The 17482-nt window shown below is 64.7% G+C and carries 15 protein-coding genes; 4 read left to right on the top strand and 11 right to left on the bottom strand.

The window, feature by feature from the left end:
- Positions 1-13: 13 nt before the first annotated feature.
- From PMI40_RS21430 to PMI40_RS21450, 5 genes are all read right to left on the bottom strand, one after another.
- Positions 14-667 (bottom strand): aspartate/glutamate racemase family protein, encoded by a 654-nt coding sequence (locus tag PMI40_RS21430; protein WP_008119819.1) that lies wholly within the window; start codon positions 665-667, stop codon positions 14-16.
- Positions 668-695: 28 nt separating this feature from the next.
- Positions 696-2114, bottom strand: a complete 1419-nt coding sequence (locus PMI40_RS21435; RefSeq protein WP_008119821.1) for an MFS transporter — start codon at positions 2112-2114, stop codon at positions 696-698.
- A 255-nt stretch (positions 2115-2369) separates the two neighbouring features.
- Positions 2370-3215 (bottom strand): MurR/RpiR family transcriptional regulator, encoded by an 846-nt coding sequence (locus tag PMI40_RS21440; RefSeq protein WP_008119823.1) that lies wholly within the window; start codon positions 3213-3215, stop codon positions 2370-2372.
- 93 nt (positions 3216-3308) lie between these two features.
- Positions 3309-4562, bottom strand: a complete 1254-nt coding sequence (locus tag PMI40_RS21445; RefSeq protein ID WP_008119825.1) for an Hsp70 family protein — start codon at positions 4560-4562, stop codon at positions 3309-3311.
- 142 nt (positions 4563-4704) lie between these two features.
- On the bottom strand, positions 4705-5451 hold the full coding sequence (locus PMI40_RS21450) for an SDR family oxidoreductase (RefSeq protein ID WP_008119826.1): 747 nt from the start codon (positions 5449-5451) through the stop codon (positions 4705-4707).
- A 150-nt stretch (positions 5452-5601) separates the two neighbouring features.
- Here PMI40_RS21450 and PMI40_RS21455 point away from each other — a divergent pair, with 150 nt between their 5' ends.
- The 3 genes from PMI40_RS21455 (at position 5602) to PMI40_RS21465 (ending at position 8003) form a co-directional block, all read left to right on the top strand.
- Positions 5602-6510 (top strand): LysR family transcriptional regulator, encoded by a 909-nt coding sequence (locus PMI40_RS21455; protein ID WP_008119829.1) that lies wholly within the window; start codon positions 5602-5604, stop codon positions 6508-6510.
- Between the two features lie 94 nt (positions 6511-6604).
- Positions 6605-7597: a threo-3-hydroxy-L-aspartate ammonia-lyase gene (locus tag PMI40_RS21460; RefSeq protein WP_008119831.1), complete on the top strand. Its 993-nt coding sequence runs from the start codon at positions 6605-6607 to the stop codon at positions 7595-7597.
- A gap of 37 nt (positions 7598-7634) precedes the next feature.
- A complete protein-coding gene (locus tag PMI40_RS21465; protein ID WP_008119833.1) occupies positions 7635-8003 on the top strand; it encodes a 5-carboxymethyl-2-hydroxymuconate Delta-isomerase in 369 nt (122 codons plus the stop codon).
- Positions 8004-8048: 45 nt separating this feature from the next.
- Here the strand turns inward: PMI40_RS21465 and PMI40_RS21470 are convergent, their stop codons facing one another.
- Positions 8049-8441 carry a VOC family protein gene (locus tag PMI40_RS21470; RefSeq protein ID WP_008119834.1) on the bottom strand — a complete coding sequence of 131 codons (393 nt, stop codon included), beginning with the start codon at positions 8439-8441 and terminating at the stop codon, positions 8049-8051.
- A 616-nt stretch (positions 8442-9057) separates the two neighbouring features.
- Between PMI40_RS21470 and PMI40_RS21475 the strand changes: the two genes are divergently transcribed.
- The gene (locus tag PMI40_RS21475) at positions 9058-10128 is read left to right on the top strand and encodes a sensor domain-containing diguanylate cyclase (RefSeq protein WP_008119836.1); all 1071 of its coding nucleotides are present in this window, start codon (positions 9058-9060) and stop codon (positions 10126-10128) included.
- Positions 10129-10275: 147 nt separating this feature from the next.
- Here the strand turns inward: PMI40_RS21475 and PMI40_RS21480 are convergent, their stop codons facing one another.
- The 5 genes from PMI40_RS21480 to PMI40_RS21500 form a co-directional block, all read right to left on the bottom strand.
- Positions 10276-11040 carry an enoyl-CoA hydratase gene (locus PMI40_RS21480; RefSeq protein ID WP_008119838.1) on the bottom strand — a complete coding sequence of 255 codons (765 nt, stop codon included), beginning with the start codon at positions 11038-11040 and terminating at the stop codon, positions 10276-10278.
- 92 nt (positions 11041-11132) lie between these two features.
- Positions 11133-12329, bottom strand: a complete 1197-nt coding sequence (locus PMI40_RS21485) for an acetyl-CoA C-acyltransferase (protein ID WP_008119840.1) — start codon at positions 12327-12329, stop codon at positions 11133-11135.
- Between the two features lie 55 nt (positions 12330-12384).
- Complete coding sequence (locus PMI40_RS21490; protein WP_008119842.1) at positions 12385-14772, bottom strand: 3-hydroxyacyl-CoA dehydrogenase/enoyl-CoA hydratase family protein; 2388 nt, start codon at positions 14770-14772, stop codon at positions 12385-12387.
- 114 nt (positions 14773-14886) lie between these two features.
- Complete coding sequence (locus tag PMI40_RS21495) at positions 14887-16677, bottom strand: acyl-CoA dehydrogenase C-terminal domain-containing protein (RefSeq protein WP_008119844.1); 1791 nt, start codon at positions 16675-16677, stop codon at positions 14887-14889.
- Positions 16678-16700: 23 nt separating this feature from the next.
- On the bottom strand, positions 16701-17399 hold the full coding sequence (locus PMI40_RS21500; protein ID WP_008119846.1) for a TetR/AcrR family transcriptional regulator: 699 nt from the start codon (positions 17397-17399) through the stop codon (positions 16701-16703).
- Positions 17400-17482 lie beyond the last annotated feature (83 nt).

The following is a 17482-nucleotide window of genomic DNA, read 5'->3' on the forward strand; positions in this document are numbered from 1 at the left end:
CCACCGTTCTGCGTCACCGGGCCTGCAGTTGCCGCAGCAGGTGACGCACCGCCGCCGGTATCGGTGCGATCACCGGCACTGCAAAACGCCGGGCCAGGGCCATCGCCGCCTGGCCCAGTGGCCCACCCCCGATCACCACCGCCTGGGCGCCGTCGAGTTCGATGCATTGCTGCACCGCGATGGCCAATGCCTGTTCCAGCGCCTGGGGATCGGCCGCCAAGGCGCGCGGATCGCCGGCGGTCAGACGAATGCCGCTGTAGAGGTGCTCCAGTCCCAGTGCGCCGGCCCTGGCCGCGATGGCGCCAGCCAGTTCCGGGGTCACCGTGGCCACGCCGAAGCGGCGCGCGCCCTGGGCCGCTTCCAGCATCGACGCTTCGCAGATGCCGGCCACCGGCACCCGGCTGGCCGCGCGCACGGCCTCGATGCCGGGGTCGCCGAAGGCGCTGATGATGACCCCGGCATAATGGCTGCCGGCATCACGCCAGTTGCGCTCGACCTCGGGCGCGGCGGCCGCCAGTTCGATATCGTTGACGATCATCGACGGGCCATGCCCGGCGCTGACGCCGTCGACGGCAAAGCCGGCCGGCAGTTCGGCCGCGGCGATGGCCACCATCATATCGGTGGTGGTCGCCGACGAATTGGGATTGATCAGCAGGATGTGATGCATGCCTGGCGGCTCCTCCATGGACAATCGGTCAGGCGCCGGCAAGGCCGGCCTGGTCGAGCGGGGCATCGGGCGACTTGCCGTAGGTCTCCGGTACGGCGCGAATGCTGATGGTGAAGACCAGGTACATCACCGCGATCATCCCGAACACGCCGGCCAGGCCGAAGGCGTCGAACAGGCGTCCGGCCGCCAGCGGCATGAAGGCACCGGCGGCGGTGCCGGTGGCCAGGATGAAGGCGGTGCCAAAGGCGCGCACGCGGGTCGGATACAGCTCCGGCGCGAAGATCCAGATGGTGGTGTTCAACAGCAGCACGAAGAACTGGAACACGGCACCGGCCACCAGGATCACGGCAATGCTCTTGGCCAGGAAACCGATGGCCAGCGCCGCGCCGCAGGCGCACACGGCACCCGCCGTCAGCACCCGCTTGCGCGGCAGGTGGAAACCGAAGGCCGAGGCGGCGATGGCACCCAGCAGGCTGCCGCTTTGCATCACCATGGTAAACAACAGGCTCTTGGACATGCTGTAGCCCAGGCTGACCAGGATGGTCGGCATCAGCGTGAGCACCGAGATCTGCGCGCCGTAGGTCATCCAGATGGCGATGCACAGCGGCACCGTGCGGCGCGCCAGCGCGCCCTGGAAGATCTCCTGCGGGCGCACCTTGGCGCCGCGCGCCTGGTCGCGTCGGCCATCGTCGGCGATCCATTGCCGCGCCTGCGGCGCGGGTCCGGACAACTTTCCGCTGGCCAGGCGCGAGAGCACCTGGTTGGCCTCGGCGATGCGCTGCCGCGACAGCAGGAAACGCGGGGTTTCGGGAATGTAGCGCCGATAGAAGGCGCCCAGCAGCGCTGGCAGCATCAGGCAGAAGAACAGCCAGCGCCAGCCGTCCGGGCCGGGAAAGAGCGTAAAGACCAGCAAGCCGAATGCCGGCGCCAGGAAGTTGCCCAGCCCGCCGGCCCCGACGTTGACCAGGCCCACGGCGGTGCCCCGAAACTTGCTGGAGCAGAATTCGGACAGCATGGTCACGGCGATGGCGATCTCGCCGCCCAGTCCGAAGCCGACGATGGCGCGACCGATGGCCATCACCGTCAGGTCCGGCGCCAGGGCGCAGATGCCGGCACCCAGCGTGAACAACAGCAAGTCCAGGCTCAGCATGACACGCCGGCCGTAGCGGTCGGCCACCAGGCCGGAGACGATACGACCGATGGCGGCGCTGGCAAAGGTGACCGTATTGAGCAGGCCGATGGCGGTAGCGTCCAGCCCCCATTGCTGCTTGAGCAACGGTCCCACCAGGCCGATGGCGTTCTGCTCGAAGCTGTCGAACAGGCAACCGATCAATACCAGGAAGATGATGGTGTGATGCGAACGGGTCACGCCGATCTTGTCCAGCGCACCGTCGAGTTCGGCAATGCGCGGGGTATCCGCGGAAGATAGGGTGGGTCCAGCAGCCATGCTCAGCTCCTCGTGCGTAGGAAACGACGGATGGAACATTAATTTCAGCTATTTATATAAATTGAAATTAATATTTCAAGTTCAGGAGTGGTCGAGCAATTGTCGTGCCAGCCGGCGGGTGTGCATGAAGTGCCCTTAACGGCCGCGGCGCGCCAGCATACGGCACGGCGCCACGGCGATCGCACCGTGGTGGCGCAGGCCTGCGTGAAAATGGTGATTCATATACGACGATGGACGAAATAATGATTTCAAGCCTCAGTCGAAGTCGGCCAGTTCCTCATGCCCTTGCTCGACCGCCGCCAGGCGCTTGCGCCCGGCGCTGCCGGCGGCTTCGATCACCATCGTCGACAACAGGTCGCACAGCGCCATGACGGCCACATGGTTGTCGAGCGGACCCGGACCGCGGCATTGGCACTGCAGGGACCAGGTGGCACCGGCGAAGTCGGGCGAGGCCTGGTCGCTGATATAGACGATCCGGGCGCCGGCGCGTTGCGCGGCTTGCAGCACGCGTTCCATCTGCGCGGTCTGGCGTCGGGTGCCGAACACGATCACGCAATCGAGCTCGCCCAGGCCGGCCGTATGTTCGGCCACGGTCTCGCCAGGGCCGGGAATGGCCAGCACGCGCGGCAACACCTGGATGATCTGCCAGCGCAGGTACATGGCGAAGGCATGGCTGCTGCGACTGCCGAAGATCAGCACCTGGGGCGCGCCGGCGATGGCTCGGCTGATCTCGCCCATCATGGCATCCGACAGACGCTCGAAGGTATCGGCCAAATTGGCCTGCGACTGCTGGAAGTGCGCCGCCACCGACTTCAGGTGGCGCGGCGCGGTGGCCCCGGCCTGCAGCAGGGGCGAGCCGATTTCCTGCTCCTGGCGCACCTGGCGCCGCGCTTCGTCATAGTTTTCATACCCCAGGCGACGGATGAAGCGGCTCACCGTGGACGGCGAAACGCCGGCCAGTTGCGCCAGTTCGTTACCGGCGTAGCTGGCCAGCTCGCCGGGAAACTCCAGCAGGAAATCGGCCAACTGGCGTTCGATGGTCGACAATTCGTCCAGCCTGCTGCGCACGCGCCTGACGAACGATTCGGATGAGGATTTCATGGAAGACGGGCGACGACGGCCCGATGGTCACGGTCGGCGCATTGTAGCAGCGCCCTTGGCGCCGCGCCGCGACGGGCTGGCGGCGCAGGCAGGTCAGCCGAACTTGCGCGCCGCGTCGAGGGCCAGGCCGCTACCGATACTGCCGAACAGGTCGCCTTCGACATGACGGGCGTCGGGCACCAGCGCGCCAATGCGCTGGCGCAGCAGTCTCACGCCCGACGAGCCGCCGGTGAAGAACACGCTGTCGATATCGGCCGGACGCAGGCCGGCCTGTTGCAGCAGTCCCGTGACAGTGTGCTCGACCGACTGCACCAGGTGGTCGACGGCGATATCGAAGTCTTCACGCTTGAGCTGCAGTTGCTCGGGCGGGCGCAGGCGATCCAGGTCCAGCGTGGCGCTGTCTTGCGACGATAGCGCAATCTTGCCGCCCTCGACTTGCAAGGCCAGCCAGTGGCCACAGCGCTGCTCGACCACGTCGAGCAGGCGGGCAAACCTCTCACGGTCGGCCACTTCACGTGCCACATCCTGCAACTGCTGCCACACCTTGCGGGTATAGAGCTGGTTGATGGTGTGCCAGGTGGCCAGGTTGAAGTAATAACTGGATGGCACCTCGGCATTGCCGCCCAGGCGACCGCCCAATCCGAGCAACGGCATCACGCAGGACAGGCTGAAATACTTGTCGAAGTCGGTACCACCGATATGCACCCCGCCGTTGGCCAGGATATCGTCACGCCGCTCGCTCTTGCCGGCCCGCTGGGGCGACAGGCGCACCAGCGAGAAGTCGGACGTACCGCCGCCGATGTCGACGATCAGCACCAGTTCTTCGCGCGCGATGCGCGACTCGTAGTCGAAGGCCGCGGCAATGGGCTCGAACTGGAAGGCGATCTCGTCGAAACCGACACTGCGGGCGATTTCTTCCAGCGTATCCTGCGCCAGGCGGTCGGCATCGGCATCGTCGTCGACGAAATGCACCGGCCGCCCCATCACCACCTTCGAGAACGACTGCCCGGCGGCGCTTTCGCCGCGCCGCTTGAGCTCGCCGATGAACTGCGCCAGCAAGCCGCGATAGGGCAAGGCCCGCCCTCCGACTTCGGTCTGGCCGTCGATGGCGCCCGAGCCGAGCAGGCTCTTGAGCGAACGCATCAGTCGCCCTTCGTAGCCGGCCAGGTATTCGCCGAGCGCGGCGCGACCGTAGCTGAACTGGTTTTCGTCGGCGTTGAAGAACACCACCGATGGCAATGTCGCCTTGTCTTCTTCCAGGGTCAGCAGGCGTACGTCGCCTGCCGCACGGACCCAGCCCACGGTGGAGTTGGAGGTGCCGAAATCCACACCGCAAGCATTGGCCATCGATCACTCCTTCATTTTCGGCCGGCAATCATATAGAAATCGCCCGTGCTTGTCTGCACACGGCCACGGCCGTGTTTGAAGCAAGCAACATGCCTTGCGGGAGTGTTGTCAGGGTGCAAATGCCCCCCGAACCCGCCTCCGCCTAGAACTCCTGCGCCACCGGACGCAGCACCACTTCGTTGATGTCGACATTGGCCGGCTGCTCGATGGCGTAGGCAATGGCACGCGCCACCGAATCGGCCGGGATCTCGTTGGCCGCATAGAAGGCCTGCACCGCGCTGGCGGTTTCGGTGTCGCTGCTGTGCAGCTTCAGTTCGGAGGCGACCGCGCCCGGCGAGATGATGGTGGTGCGCACGCCCTCGGGCGCTTCCATGCGCAGGCCTTCGCTGATGGCGCGCACTGCGAACTTGGTGGCGCTGTAGACGGTGCCGATCGGGGCGAACACCTTGATGCCGGCCACCGACGACACATTGATCACATGCCCCGAGCCCTGCGCCGCGAAGCGCGGGAGCACCGCGGCAATGCCGTACAGCACGCCCTTGATATTGATGTCGATGGTGCGATCCCATTCGTCGACCTTGAGCTTGGCCAACGGTGACAGCGGCATGGTGCCGGCATTGTTGACCAGTACATCGACCCGGCCGAAGTGCGCCACCGCGCGCTCGACCATGGCCTCGACATCGGCCTGGCGGGCCACATCGGTGGCCACCGCAATGGCCTGGCCACCGGCGGCGGTGATCTCGGCCACCAGCGCCTCGAGCCGGTCGACCCGGCGCGCGGCCAGCACCAGCCTGGCACCGCGTTCGCCCAGGTGGCGCGCGGTGGCTTCGCCCAGGCCGCTGCTGGCGCCGGTGATGATGACGACCTTGTCCTTGATATTTGCGTTCATGATGGTTCCTTTGTGTTTTGTCCGGGGTTGGATCTGGCGCCGGCTGCATGGCGACAAGACCAAGTATGGTGGCCTGGTTCATGCCAAACAATGGAAATGATAAGATTTCAGAATTCCATAAATTGGAATCATCACCTTCCATCCACGCCCATGCTCAATCGCCTCGAAATGATCCGTATCTTCTGCACCGCCGCCGAGGCGGGCAGTTTCAAGGAGGCGGCGGTGCGCCTGGGCATCTCGCCCCAGGCCGTCACCCGCGCGGTCAAGGAGCTGGAACGGCTGCAGGGCGAAATGCTGTTTCATCGCAATACCCGACAGGTCCGTATCACCGCCTTCGGCGAGGCGCTGGCCGAACGCGCCCGCAGCAGCATGCTGCAGCTCGATGCGTTGTTCGAGCAGCCACGCACGGCTACCCCCGAGCAGGAGATGGAAGGCCTGGTGCGACTGGCAGCGCCCTCTTCGTTGGGACGGCGGCGCCTGCTACCGGTGATCGAGGCGCTGGGCGCACAGTATCCGGGCCTGCGTTTCGATGTGCGCTTGAACGACCAGCGCATCGACGTGATCGCCGAGAAGATCGACATCGGCATCCGGGTCGGCTTCCTGCGCGACAACCGCTTCGTGGTGCGCAAGCTGGCCAAGACCCGGCTGCACGTGGTGGCCACGCCGCGCTACCTGCGCCGGCATGGCACGCCGCGCAACCTGGATCAATTGCAGGCCATGCCGCACACCGCCATCGTCGACCACGACACCGGGCGCCTGTGGCCCTGGATGTTTGCCGGCGAACGGCAGATGAACCCGAGTGCGGCGCGCTTCGTGTGCGACGACTCCGAGGCGGAATACCAGTTCGTGCGCAGCGGCCAGGCGGCCGGCCAGATCGTCAGCTTCCTGGTGGCCGATGACATCGCCAGTGGCCGCCTGGTACCCTTGTTGCCGGCGCTGGAACCGGATCCCTGGGACATGTACCTGTATCGCCCGCAACGTGGCCCGATGCCGGCCCGCCTGCGCCTGGTGTTCGACGCGGTCGCCCGGGCGCTCACCGATTCGCTCTCGGCGCCCTGATCCGGCCCCCATCCGGCGGCTCTGTTTCTATACACAAGGGCGCAGGCGACGTATCGTCACGCCTGACGCCCTTTCATTGCCAAGGACCTTTGCCATGACCGACTCCGCCATCCCCCGCTCCAGCGCCACCGAACTGCCGACCTTCGCCGACGTGTTGCTGGCGGCCGAACGCATCAGGCCGTGGGCCCATCGCACCCCGGTGCTGCGTTCGCGCACCGCCGATGCCGAGCTCGGCGCCAGCCTGTTCTTCAAGGCCGAGAACTTCCAGCGCATGGGCGCCTTCAAGTTTCGCGGCGCGATGAATTCGCTGTCGCAATTCGATGCCGAGCAGCGCCGTGCCGGGGTGGTCACCTTCTCCTCGGGCAACCATGCGCAAGGCACTGCGCTGGCGGCGCAGTTGCTGGGCATCCCGGCCACCATCGTGATGCCGCTCGACGCGCCGGCCGCCAAGCTGGCCGCCACCCGCGGCTATGGCGCCGAGATCGTGACCTACGACCGCTACCAGCAGGACCGGGCGCAGATCTGCCAGCGCCTGGCCGACGAGCGCGGCATGACCATCATCCCGCCCTATGACCATCCGCACATCATCGCCGGACAGGGCACGGCTACCCTCGAACTGCTGCAGCAGACCGGTCCCCTCGATGCCCTGTTCGTCTGCCTGGGTGGCGGCGGGCTGTTGTCCGGCGCGGCGCTGGCTGCCCGTGCCCTGTCGCCGCAATGTCGTCTCTACGGTGTCGAGCCGGAAGCGGGCAATGATGGCCAGCAGTCGCTGCGGGCCGGGCGCATCATCAGCATCGACACCCCCAGGACGATTGCCGATGGCGCCCAGACGGCCTTCCTGGGCGACTATACCTTCGAGGTGATCCGGCGCGACGTGGACGACATCCATACCGTCAGCGATGCCGAACTGGTGCAGTGCATGCGTTTCTTTGCCGAACGCATGAAGATGGTGGTCGAGCCGACCGGCTGCCTGGCCTTTGCCGCCGCCCGCAGGATGCGCGAGCAACTACAGGGCAAGCGGGTGGGGGTGATCATCAGCGGCGGCAACGTCGACCTGGGCAAGCTGGCCGGTTATCTGGCAAGCTGAGCAGGCTTCAACTTTCCCGAACAAGACGAGGACCACCATGCCGCATCTGTTTTTCGAATACACCGACAACCTGGACATCGACACTCGCCAGACCCTGCACAACATCAACCAGGCATTGGTGGCCAGCGGCCACTTCGATGAAAATGCCATCAAGGCACGCGCCATCAAGCTCGACGATTACCTGGTCGGCACCGAGCCGCAGGCGCGCCGCGGCTTCCTGCACATTCGGCTGACGATTCTTTCGGGACGAACACCGGAGGTGAAGAAGCAGGTCGCCGACCTGCTGGTGGCAACCGTGCAGCAGGGCCAGACCTGGCCGACCGGCACCCAGGTCCAGATCACCGCCGAGGTGATCGACATGCAGCGCGACATCTACGGCAAGCTGGTGCTGCCGCCGGCGGCCTGAGCCAGCGGCCTGGTCGGGCTCCATCGGTGCGATGGAGCCGTGCCTTCATTGCAATGCCTGCCGGAATTGCACCACATTGCCTTCCGGGTCGTTGCCATCACAGGCGGTGACGTCCGCCGCACTCCATTCGAACTCAACCGGCCTGATGTCGCCACCGCTACCCTGCGCGTTCACCCGTGCCTGGGCCAGTGAACGCACCGGCAGGAACAGCTTGACCGGCACCTGCTGGCGCAGTACCGGCGGCGAGGCAATCTCGACCTTGGCCGCGACCGCCGCCGGAATGGCGTGGATCACCAGCAGGAAGGTGTCGGTTTCGATGACCACCTTCTCGGCTTCGGCATGCTTGGGCACCACCGCCAGGACCTGCGCGTAGAACGCGGCAAGCCGGGCGACATCCTTGGCGAACAGGACTGCGCCTGCTTTGGGCTGGATCGACATCTCTGCTTTCAAAAAAAAACGTGGTCAGGCGCCTCGGTGCCATGCCTGATGCAGGCGCACCGCTGCCGGGAACGGCAGAGTTTATTTTTGTGGTACTGGCTTGGCAAGTCCATTTTTGTCGCCTTCCGTTGTCATTGCGTCCATGTCGCCTCCCGGCGACAAATACGAATAGTGCATCGCAATATAGGACATTGCCTACACCAATCGGTGGCGATGTCCGATGCCGACCGGCATCGAAATGGGCTAATCTTGTCAACATCGGATAGCCCTTCCAGCCTTGATGACAAGCGATCAATTGTCATCATGATCATGCAAATAGCGGCATTTGTGAGCGGAATTGCACTGTTTCTGCTACCGAAACGTTTAATTTGTAAGAGGATGTAGCAAAAACATTTACAAGTGATTTTTATCTGCTACTTTGATGTCGCAGGGCAATAAAGGCTTCCGGCCAAAATGCGAATAAGAAACGACGGAAAGCGAAAAAGCCAACTAACAGCAACACGTTGTCTTGATGTCCACCACGGGATGTCAGGCAACGAGCCCAACCAGACAATAGTGCGCCATGACCATCAGAAACCTACAGACACCTGTTAGACCGGATGCCTTCAAGCGTTCCATGCAACCAGCGCGCGAGCGCGGCCCGTCCAATCGGGGCATGACCACTCGTGGTCCGGCCGATTCGCGCCTGCAGCTGGCCAACTTCGGTGGCGAGTCCGATGCCTGGCTTGAGCCGATGCTGGCCGACTTCCTGTCGCTGGCTTGCAATGTATGCAATGCGCCGTTCGGCATGATGACCCAATTGCATGGCGACCTCGGTCTGCAGCATCCCTTCGTGTCGGTGGTCAATGGTCGCGGCGATGTGCGCAACCAATGGTGGCGCTTTGCCGGGCAGAACGGCGTATCCCGTAGCGCGGTCGATTTTTCGCTGTGCGAAGCGGCCGTGCGTCGTGGCCGCAACCTGACGGAAATCAGCGACCTGCAGTCCGACCTGCGTTTCGGCCAGAGCGAACTGGCTACCAGCATGCCGCACGTGCGCTTCTATGCCGCCGTACCACTGCTGGCCGAGAATGGCGATGCGCTGGGCACGTTGTGCGTGATGGACCGCACGGTGCGCACCCTGAGCGCGGCCGAGCGCGATGGCCTGCAAAAGCTGGCGCGCCAGCTCGAAGCCCAGTTCGAAAGCCGCCGCACCATGCAAAAGCTCGAGCAGCAGACGCTGACCGACTCGCTCACTGCCATCGGCAACCGTCGCAACTTCGACCTGCGCCTGCGTGAAGAATGGACGCGTCACCTGCGCAATGCGCGCCCGCTGTCGATGTTGATGGTGGATGTGGACTACTTCAAGCAGTACAACGATACCTACGGCCACCCCGCCGGTGATGCGTTGCTGACCCAGCTGGCCCTGGTGCTGCGCTCGCCGCTGCGCGCCAGCGACTTCCTGGCCCGCTACGGCGGCGACGAATTCGCGCTGATCCTGCCCGACACCGACGAGATCGGCGCCATGCAGGTCGCCGACCGCATCAAGCAGGCAGTCGCGCGCGTGAAGTGGCCGCACACCGACATCGAGGTCAGCCTGGGCGCGGCCACCGTCACCCCGTCCGAGATGTGCGACTTCCACGCCTTGCTGGCAGCGGCCGACAAGGCCATGTACGAGCGCAAGCATGGCCGGGCAAAGAACAACTCGTGATGGGCTGACGCCAGCCCGGTAACGTGGTGCCGTCCAGTGTCGACTGGACGGCATTTTTTTTTCGCTGGAACGGCTGACTTGAGCGCTCCCGGTCGCAACCGGCGCAGCGCCTTTCCTACGCTGCCGGGGCGGCAAAAAGGGAATCGTTCACGCGAACTGCGAAAAGTCCGGCTTTCTCTTCTCCAGGAACGCGGTAAAGGCTTCCTTGGCCTCGGGCGCCACCAGCATGCGGGCGAAGTGTTCCACTTCCGCGCTGATCTGCTGCTCGGTGGCGCTCACTCGGTTCTTCTTCATCAATTGCTTGGTCACCCGGATCGATGCCGCCGGCAGCGCAGCCAGCTTGCTGGCCTGCTGGCGCGCGAAAGGCAGCAATTCGTCGCCCGGCAGCACGCGGTTGACCAAGCCCATGTCGCGCGCCTCAAGGGCATCGAAAGGCTCGCCCAGCAACAGCTTTTCGGCGGCGCGCTGATAGCCGGCGATATGCGGCAGCAGCAGCGACGACGCCGCCTCCGGGCACAGGCCCAATTGCGTGAACGGCATCGAGAAGCGCGCGTTGTCGGCCGCATAGACCAGGTCGCAGTGCAGCAGCAAGGTGGTGCCGATGCCCACCGCCGCGCCAGCGACGGCGGCCACGATGGGCTTGCCGGCGTGACTGAGCTGCCACAGGAACTGGAACACGGGTGCGTCCTTGTCGCTGGGCGGGTGCCTGAGAAAATCTTCCAGGTCGTTGCCGGCAGTGAATACCTTGGGCTTGCCACAGAACAGGATCGCGCGCACGGCAGCGTCCTGCTCGGCCTCCTTGAGGGCGTCGGCCAGCTGCTGGTACATGGCGGCGGTAATGGCGTTCTTCTTGTCTTCACGATCGAAGGCGATGGTCAGAATGCCGTCCTGCTTGCTCAGTTCGATGTCCATGGGTCTCCCGGTTCGTACGCCGGCTGTGGATAGGTTGAAAAAACAGCCGCACGGCGCAAGCGGTGCGGCTGTCGCCTGGGGCATCACATCGATTACATGCGCTCGAAAATACCGGCGGCTCCCATGCCCGTGCCCACGCACATGGTCACCATGCCGTACTTCAGGTTCTTGCGGCGCAGCGCATGGATGGTGGTGGCCGCACGGATGGCGCCGGTGGCGCCCAGCGGGTGGCCCAGTGCGATGGCGCCGCCCATCGGGTTGACCTTGGCCGGGTCCAGCCCGAGGTCGCCGATGACGGCCAGCGCCTGGGCGGCAAAGGCTTCGTTGAGCTCGATCCAGTCGATCTGGTCCTGGGTCAGGCCGGCGGCCTTGAGCGCGGCCGGAATCGCTTCCTTGGGGCCGATCCCCATGATCTCGGGCGGCACGCCGCGCACCGCGAACGAGACAAAGCGCGCCAGCGGGGTCAGGTTGAACTGCTTGAGGATCTTCTCGGAGACGATGATCAGCGCGCCGGCGCCGTCGGAGGTCTGCGAACTGTTGCCCGCGGTGACGCTGCCCTTGGCGGCGAACACCGGCTTGAGCTTGGCCAGCGCGGCGATGCTGGAATCGGCGCGCGGACCTTCGTCCAGGCTCACGGTGCGGGTCTTGACGTCGATCTCGCCGCTGCCCAGGTTGGGGAAGCGCTCGATGATCTCGAACGGCGTCATCTCGTCGGCGAATTCACCGGCCTGCTGGGCGGCGATCGCCTTCTGGTGCGACGCCAGGGCGAACTCGTCCTGGGCCTCGCGCGAGACCTTCCATTGCTGGGCCACCTTTTCCGCGGTCAGGCCCATGCCATAGGCCATGCCCACGTTCTCGTCCTTGAAGGCATCGATGTTGACCGAGGGATGAAATCCCATCATCGGCACCATCGACATCGACTCGGCACCGCCGGCGATCATGATGTCGGCTTCGCCGACGCGGATACGGTCGGCCGCCATCGCCACGGCAGTGATGCCCGAGGCGCAGAAACGGTTGATGGTGACGCCGCCGATGGTATTGGGCAGGCCGGCCAGCAGCACGGCGTTACGCGCCATGTTCAGGCCCGCCGCGCCTTCGGGGAAGGAGCAGCCGATGATGGCGTCCTCGATCAGCTTGGGGTCCAGCCCCGGGACCTGCGCCACGGCAGACTGGATGGCGCGTACCAGCAGGTCGTCCGGACGGGTGTTCTTGAACATGCCGCGCGGCGCCTTGCCGATCGGGGTGCGGGTGGCGGCGACGATGTACGCGTCTTGCAGTTGTTTGCTCATTGTTGTTGCTCCTGTATGGGGCGAATGCTTATTAGGACTTGGCTACGGCCTGGCATCAATTGCGCACTGGTTTGCCGGTCTGCATCATTCCCATGATCCGTTCCTGCGTCTTGGGGTGATTGAGCAGCTCCATGAAGAACCTGCGCTCGATGTCGAGCAGCCATTGTTCGTTGACGATACTGCCCTCTTCCACTTCGCCACCGGCGACGGTCTCGGCAATCATCTTGCCCAGCTTGAAGTCGTGCGCCGAGATAAAACCACCGTCGCGCATGTTGACCAGCTGCGCCATGATGGTGGCCAGGCCGTTGCGCCCGATCACCGGGATCTGCGGCGGCAACGGCGCCCGGTAACCGGCATCGAACAGGGCACGTGCCTCGACCTTGGCCACGTGCAGCAATTCGTAGGGGTTGAAGACGATCACGTCGTCCTCGCGCAGGTAGCCCAGCTTCCTGGCTTCGAGCGCCGACTTGGACACATTGGCGGTGGCCGCGGCCAGCATGTAGTCCTTGAGGAACGGCAGGATGTCGTTGCCCTTGGCTTGGCGCGCGGCGCGCACCGCCGCTTCCTTGAGGCCGCCACCGGCCGGAATCAGGCCCACGCCGACTTCGACCAGGCCGATATAGGACTCGATCGATACCACCCGCTTGGCGGCGTGCAGCAACAGTTCGCAGCCGCCGCCCAGGGCCAGCCCGGCCACCGCCGCCACCACCGGCACGCCGGCATACTTGAGGCGCTGGTGCGCCTGCTGCAGTTGATGCACCACCGGCTCGATGGCCTTGACGCCGCCCGACATGAACAGGGGCAGCATCGACTGCAGGTCGGCACCGGCCGAGAAGGCGCCGCCTTCGGCGGCGTCCGGATGCCAGATCACCAGGCCCTTGAAGTTCCGCTCGGCTTCGGTGATGGCGCGATTCATGCCATCGATGACGCCCTGGCCGATCACGTGCATCTTGGTCTTGAACGACAGGATCAACACTTCGTCGCCCTGGTGCCAGACGCGCACCGATTCGTCTTCGAAGAAGGTGGTGCCGGCCAGCTTGCCGTCGGCCACGCCTTCGCCCGCCAGCGGCGCACGGAAAGCCTGGCGCTGGTAGATCGGCAACTGGGAGCGCGCTACATCGGCCTGCCTGGATGGCGAATACGAACCGCCGGCGCCATGCACGCCCTGGCGACCGTCGAACACCCAGGCCGGCAGGGGCGCGCTGGACAAGGCGCGACCGGCTTCGATGTCTTCCTTGACCCACTGCGCGATCTGCTGCCAGCCCGAGGCTTGCCAGGTTTCGAATGGGCCCACGCTCCAGCCAAAGCCCCAGCGCATGGCGAAATCGAGGTCGCGCGCGTTGTCGGCCACCGATTCCAGGTGCACGGCGATGTAGTGGAACATGTCGCGGAAGATCGCCCACAGGAACTGCCCCTGTGGATTGGTCGAGTCGTGCAGCGCCTTCATGCGCTTGACCGGATCCTTCTCCTTGAGGATCCGCACGATGATGTCGTCGGCCTTGCCGCCGCCGGCCACGTAATCGCCCTTGGCCGGATCGATGCGCAGGATGTCCTTGCCCACCTTCTTGTAGAAACCGGCGCCGCTCTTCTGCCCCAATGCACCCTGCTCGATCAGCTTGGCCAGCAGCGGCGGCGTGGCGTAGGTGGCGAAGAAGGGGTCGTCCTTGAGGTTGTCCTGCATGGTGCGGATCACGTGGCCCATGGTGTCGAGCCCGACCACGTCGGCGGTACGGAATGTGCCCGACTTGGCGCGGCCCAGCTTGGCGCCGGTCAGGTCATCGACCACGTCGACCGACAGGCCATACTTGTCGGCCTCGATGACGGTGGCCAGGATACCGAAGATACCGACCCGGTTGGCGACGAAGTTGGGGGTATCGAAAGCCCGCACCACGCCCTTGCCCAAGGTGGTGGTGAGGAACACCTCGAGCTTGTCGAGGATCTCGGGCGCCGTGGTGGCGGTGGGGATCAGCTCGACCAGGTGCATGTAGCGCGGCGGGTTGAAGAAGTGCACGCCGCAGAAGCGCGCCTTGAGCCCGGCATCGAAACCGTCCGCCAGGGCAGTGATCGACAGGCCCGAGGTATTGGAGGCGAAGATGGTGTCGGGACCGATATGGGGCGCGACCTTCTTGTACAGGTCGTGCTTCCAGTCCATGCGCTCGGCGATGGCTTCGATGATCAGGTCGCAACCGGCCAGCTGGGCCAGGTCATCCTCGTAGTTGGCGACCTGGATCAGCGCGGCGTCGTCCTTGTTGCCCAGCGGCGCCGGGCTGAGCTTCTTGAGGTTGTCGATGGCGCGCAGCACGATGCCATTCTTGGGGCCTTCCTTGGCCGGCAGGTCGAACAGCACCACGGGCACGCGGGCGTTGATGCAATGGGCGGCGATCTGCGCCCCCATGACGCCGGCGCCAAGTACGGCCACTTTTTTGACGATGAAATTGGACACGCAAGTCTCCTTTGCTGATGCTTCAATGAGGCGAAACGAATTCGGACTGAAAGCCTGGGGCCGGGGGGCCTGTGTCCCGGCCTGCGCCGGGACCACCGAGGTGCTAGTTATACCTCAGAACAGGTCGGCATCCAGCGCCATGAGATTGGCCGAGCCGGAACGGGCCTGGCGGATCAGCATTGCCGTTTCCGGCAGCAGGCGGGCGAAATAGAAGCGCGCCGTGGCCAGCTTGGCGGTGTAGAAGCTGTCGCCACTGTCCTGCTTGGCCAGGGCGATGCTGGCCGAACGGGCAAACAGCCAGGCGAACACCAGGTGTCCCACCACGCGCAGGTAGGGCACCGCAGCCGCGCCGGCTTCGTCCTGGTTGGCGAAGGACTTCATGCCGATTTCCATGGTCAGCTTGCTGACCTTGTCGCCGATGTCGGCCAGCGGCGTGATGAATTCGGACATGGCCTCGTCGGTGCCGTGCTCTTCGACGAAGGCCTGGATCAGCGCGCCGAACTTCTTGAGCTTGGCGCCATTGTCCATCAGCACCTTGCGCCCCAGCAGGTCGAGCGACTGGATGGTATTGGTACCTTCGTAGATCATGTTGATGCGGGCGTCGCGCACGTACTGCTCCATGCCCCATTCCGAGATATAGCCATGGCCGCCATAGACCTGCAGGCACTCGGAGGTGGCGCTCCAGGCATTGTCGGTCAGGAATGCCTTGACCACCGGTGTGAGCAAGGCCACGATATCGCCCGCGTCGCGGCGCACCTGCTCGTCGGGATGGCTCAGTTCGCGGTCCAGCTCGAGCGCGACATACGAGCAGAAGGCGCGACCGCCTTCTGCATAGGCGCGCGCGGTCAGCAACATGCGTCGCACATCGGGATGCACGATGATCGGGTCGGCCGCCTTCTCGGGTGCCTTGATGCCCGACAGGCTACGCATCTGCACCCGGTCCTTGGCATAGGTCACGGCATTCTGGTAGGCCACCTCGGTCAGGCCCAGGCCCTGCATGCCCACGCCCAGGCGCGCCGCGTTCATGAATACGAACATCGCCTGCAAGCCCTTGTGCGGCTGGCCGATCAGCCAGCCGGTGGCGCCGTCCAGGTTGATCTGGCAGGTGGCGTTGCCGTGGATGCCCATCTTTTCCTCGATGGCGCCACAGGTGACCGGGTTGCGCCCACCCAGCGAGCCATCGGCCTGGGGCAGGAACTTGGGCACGATGAACAGCGAGATGCCCTTGGAGCCCTGCGGCGAATCGGGCAGGCGCGCCAGCACCAGGTGCACGATGTTGGCCGACATGTCGTTTTCGCCGGCCGAGATGAAGATCTTGTTGCCGGTGATCTTGTAGCTGCCATCGGCCTGCGGCTCGGCCTTGCTGCGCAGCAGGCCCAGGTCGGTGCCGCAATGCGCTTCGGTCAGGCACATGGTGCCGGTCCATTCACCCGAGACCAGCTTGGGCAGGTACAGCTTCTTCTGCTCGTCCGAGCCATGCGCGTGCAGGCATTCATAGGCTCCATGCGACAGGCCGGGGTACATGGTCCAGGCCTGGTTGGACGAGTTGAGCATCTCGTAGAACGAGTTGTTGAGCACCAGCGGCAAGCCCTGGCCGCCGTATTCGGTATCGCACGCCAGGGCCGGCCAGCCGGCTTCGATGTACTGCCGGTAGGCTTCCTTGAACCCCTTGGGCGTGGTCACGCTGTGGGTCTCGCGGTCGAAATGGCAGCCTTCGCGGTCGCCCGGATGGTTCAGCGGAAACAGCACCTGCGAGGTGAACTTGCCGCCCTCCTCGAGCACCTGGTCGATCAGTTCGCGGTTGGTGTCCGCGTGCGGCGGCAGGTCTTTCAAGACCTCTTCGACGTTGAGCAGTTCGTGCAGCACGAATTGCATATCGCGAATGGGGGCTTGGTATTGGGGCATGGCTGTCTCCGATGGTCTTGGGTTCAGGCTGCTTTCTTGGCAACCGATTTGGAATTCTTGGTGACTTTGACGGCGTCGCCGCTGCCGCTGGGGCGATAGCTCTCGATGAGCCGGTCAAAGCTGGCCTGGGCGCGCTCGACGCTGCCCGGGATGTTGAGGAAGCGGGCATCGTGGTGCAGCGCCAGGATCAGGCCGTAGATCTCGTAGACCATCAGGCCCACGTCAAGGTCGGCGCGCAGATGGCCCTGTTCGACCGCCTGCTTGATACTGCGCTCGAGGGCGTCGCGCCAGGCCTGCACCATGGCCACCAGGTGGTCGCGGATGGCGCCGGGGCGATCGTCGTACTCCACCGCGCCACTGATATAGATACAGCCCAGCGCGATTTCGACCGTGACTTGCTTGACCCAGCGCGCAAACATGCTTTGCAGCCGAGGCAGGCCACGCAGTTCCTTGATGGAGGGATAGAACACGTCCTGCTCGAAGCGGTTGTGATACAGGCGCACCACTTCGATCTGCAAATCTTCGCGCGAGCCGAAATGGGCGAAGACACCCGACTTGCTCATCTTCATCTTCTCGGCCAGCAAGCCGATGGTGAGCCCCTCGAGGCCATCGCGGCTGGCCAGTTCCAGCGCCACGTCGAGGATCGCCGCCCGGGTCTGCTCGCCCTTGCGCAAAAACTTGGGCCGCGCGATGGCGGCAGTGCTCTTGCTGGTCTCGTTCATTATTGTCTCGTTGATATCGGCGCCGGGATGCCGACTGCCGTCACTGCCGTGCGCCACTCCGCCGTGTTGCGTGTTGCCGTCTT

The sequence above is a fragment of the Herbaspirillum sp. YR522 genome (assembly GCF_000282575.1).
Taxonomy (GTDB): Bacteria; Pseudomonadota; Gammaproteobacteria; order Burkholderiales; family Burkholderiaceae_D; genus Herbaspirillum.